This is a genomic window from Steroidobacter sp. (assembly GCF_016790065.1).
Lineage (GTDB): Bacteria > Pseudomonadota > Gammaproteobacteria > Steroidobacterales > Steroidobacteraceae > Steroidobacter.
The window spans coordinates 1-3,443 of sequence record NZ_JAEUPY010000510.1; the positions used below are offsets into that span (position 1 = coordinate 1).

The window sequence follows — 3,443 nt, forward strand, 5'->3', positions numbered from 1 at the left end:
ACGGCAACGTCGCGTTCGTCAAAGCGAACGTCGAAGTGCGTGGCACGGCGCCCGGCATATTGGTCACGCAGTAGTGCACGACACCGTCGACCACGAAGGTCGGCTCGGCATGCGTGGTCGGCTTGCTGGTTTCGAAACAACCGCCCTGATCGATGGAAATGTCGACCATCACCGAGCCTTTTTTCATTTTGCCGACCATGTCGCGCGTCACCAGCTTCGGCGCAGCTGCGCCCACCACCAGCACCGCACCGATCACCAGATCGGCCTGCGTCACCAACGACTCGATGGCTTCAGCCGTCGAAGCCATGGTCTTCAAGCGACCGCCGAACAATGCATCCAGCTCGCGCAGACGCTTCAACGAACGATCGACGACGGTCACATCGGCGCGCATGCCGACAGCGATCTCGGCAGCGGATGTGCCCGACACGCCACCGCCCAACACGACGACTTTGGCCGGCGCAGTTCCCGGCACACCGCCGAGCAACACGCCCAAGCCACCATTCGCTTTCTGCAGCGAAGCTGCGCCCACTTGCACCGACATGCGGCCGGCGACTTCGCTCATCGGCGTCAACAACGGCAACGAGCCGTTTGGAGCAGTGACAGTTTCGTAAGCGATGCACGTCGCACCGGACGCCATCAATGCATTGGCTTGCGCGGCATCGGCCGCGAGATGCAGATAGGTAAACAGGGTTTGCCCCGGACGGAGCATCTTGCATTCAGCGAGCTGCGGCTCTTTGACCTTCACTACCAGGTCCGCGCCGTCGAAAACTTCTTTGGCCGTGCCGACGATCTTGGCACCGGCAGCGACATAGGCCGCATCCTCAACGCCGATACCCGCACCGGCCGTACTTTGCACCGACACTTGATGGCCTGCTGCCACCAATTCCCGCACCCCGGCGGGCACCAGACCGACTCGATATTCGTGATTCTTGATTTCTTTCGGTACGCCGATACGCATAAAACCTCGTGTGAACTCGACCAGGAGAACGGGCAACGCGGATATCGCGGTCAATTTAGGGCCGCATCGGCGCAGGAAACTGCCACATTCAGGCAGATTCCGGCGGATATGTGGCAGAATCCACGAACATCCTCGCAATACCCGACGGATTCTTGCGCCATGAAATTCGACCGTTTCGACCGCGCCATTCTGCAGGCGCTCCAGCACGAAGGCCGGATCCCGAACAGTGCGCTGGCCGAGCGCGTCAATTTGTCCGAGTCCGCGTGCTTGAGACGCATCCGGCAGTTGGAAGAATCCGGCCTGATCGAGGGCTACACCGCGCTCATCAGTCAACAGAAAGCCGGCTGCCCGGTGAACGTGTTCGTCAACATCACGTTGGACCGTCAGGACGAGACCGACCTGCGCAAGTTCGAAGAAGCCGTGCGCAAGATTCCGGAAGTGATGGAGTGCTATTTGATGACCGGCGACTATGACTACGCCGTGCGAGTAGTCGTGGCGGACACCGCCGACTTCGAGCGACTGCACAGCAAATATCTCACTCGGCTGCCCGGCGTCGCCCGCGTGCATTCCAGCTTCGCGTTGCGAACGGTGCAGAAGTCGCGTGAGCTGCCGATTCGCTGATGTTTGTGACAGCGGCATGACAAAACTGATCGGTTGCTGACGTCATTCGACACATAACTGTCAGGCAAGCGTCGTTACAATTCGCGCGTCGTGATGACGCACCGGCAACGACTGCGCTCACTCGACAGGGTTATCTGCTTCTTGCCGCAACAACCGGCGCACGACGCGCCGCCGGAGTTTTTTGTAATGCACCGTTCGCTGCCTGTCGTGCTGTCGTTTGCCTTGCTCAGCGCCTGCTCCGCCGCCAAGAACAGCGCGCCGTCCGCAGCGGCCAAGCCGGTATTTGCTTCGGTCGAAACCGAACCGGTGCCCAGCCTGCAAGATGCCGCCGACGATCCGGCGATCTGGATTCATCCCACCGACCCGGCGCGCAGCCTGATCATCGGCACGGACAAAAAGAACGGCCTGGACGTCTATGACTTGAGCGGCAAGCGCGTGCAGTCGCTACCCGACGGCCGCATGAACAATGTCGACCTGCGTTATGGCTTCGCACTCGGCGGCGCCGAAGTCGCCATCGTCGCGGCGACCAATCGCACCGATCAAACATTGGCTTTGTATGCTGTCGATGCCGACGGCCGCTTGAGCAATGTCGCCGATGGGAAGATTGCTACTGGCTTGCTCGATCCTTACGGCTTGTGCATGTATCGCAGTCCCAAGGGCGAGTACTTCGTGTTCGCAAACGACAATGACAGCGGCGCGTTCAAACAATGGCAACTCGAAGCTCGCGGTAACAAAGTCGGCGCACGCCAGGTGCGAGAGTTTGCCGTCGGCTCGCAAGCCGAGGGCTGCGCGGCTGACGACGGCACCGGTCACTTATATATAGCTGAAGAAGATGTCGGCTTGTGGCGCTACTCCGCCGCACCCGACGGCGGCTCCGAGCGCACTCAGATCGACTCGGTCGCGAACGGCCATCTCACCGACGACGCTGAAGGCGTGACGATTTTTTATGGCTCCGGCGACACTGGCTACGTCATCGTGTCGAGCCAGGGCTCGAACGATTACAACGTCTATCTACGCAACGGCGATAACAAGTTCCTGGGCAAATTCGCAATCGTTGCGAGTCCCGAAGGCATCGACGGCACGTCGGATACGGACGGCATCGATGTCACCAGCACCGCGCTAGGCGCGGCGTTTCCGCATGGTGTGTTCGTAGCGCAGGATGGCAAGAACACCAATCCTTCGGCTGCGCAGAACTTCAAACTGGTGCCTTGGGAGCGGATCGCCGCAGCGCTGGGCTTGCCGCTGTAACAGCCTTCGATATGCAGGATCGGACATAGCGCTCCCTGACGCCCCGTTATATCCTTGCGGGCATCACGCCGCCTCTCGGCGGCGTTGTCGAGAAGAAGCAAGGGAGCCTCGTTTTGATTCATAAGTCTCGTAACGCGACCACACTGGTGCTCGCTGCCGTGCCGCTCGCGTCGATCTGCGTAGCAGCCACCGCCCACGCCGACGACAGCGACGGCAACGTGTTCAAACTGGGCCAGATCACGGTGACCGCGCCGAAAATCAGCTCGGTGATCGGCGACGCCAGCGTCAGCCAGGACGAAGTCTGGGCATTCGACGTGAATACCTTGGACCAGGCCGTGAAACTGATTCCGGGCGTCACCAGCACTTTCGACGCCAACGGCCGCCGCAACGAGCACGACATTTTCGTGCGTGGCTACGGCCGCTGGCAGGTGCCGCTGTCCATCGACGGCATTCGTGTCTATCTGCCCGCCGACAACCGTCTGGACTTCAACCGCTTCCTGACGATGGACCTGGCCGAGATCCAGATCCGCAAGGGCTACGCTTCGGTGCTCGACGGCCCCGGCGGCCTGGGCGGCGCCATCAATCTGGTCACTCGCAAACCGACTGAAACATTCGA

4 protein-coding genes are annotated in these 3,443 nt (G+C 60.8%); 3 read left to right on the forward strand and 1 reads right to left on the reverse strand.

The window, feature by feature from the left end; all coding sequences use genetic code 11:
- Positions 1-958, reverse strand: a 958-nt coding sequence (gene ald / locus JNL55_RS21225) for an alanine dehydrogenase (RefSeq protein WP_293858495.1), incomplete at its 3' end; no start/stop codon positions are given.
- Positions 959-1,117: 159 nt separating this feature from the next.
- On the opposite strand from ald, the gene JNL55_RS21230 reads away from it, so the two are divergent.
- The 3 genes from JNL55_RS21230 to JNL55_RS21240 all read left to right on the forward strand — a co-directional run.
- Positions 1,118-1,579, forward strand: coding sequence for an Lrp/AsnC family transcriptional regulator (locus tag JNL55_RS21230; RefSeq protein WP_293858497.1), 462 nt, complete (start codon positions 1,118-1,120; stop codon positions 1,577-1,579).
- Positions 1,580-1,765: 186 nt separating this feature from the next.
- On the forward strand, positions 1,766-2,827 hold the full coding sequence (locus tag JNL55_RS21235; RefSeq protein WP_293858500.1) for a phytase: 1,062 nt from the start codon (positions 1,766-1,768) through the stop codon (positions 2,825-2,827).
- A 113-nt stretch (positions 2,828-2,940) separates the two neighbouring features.
- Positions 2,941-3,443, forward strand: a 503-nt coding sequence (locus JNL55_RS21240; protein WP_293858503.1) for a TonB-dependent receptor plug domain-containing protein, incomplete at its 3' end; no start/stop codon positions are given.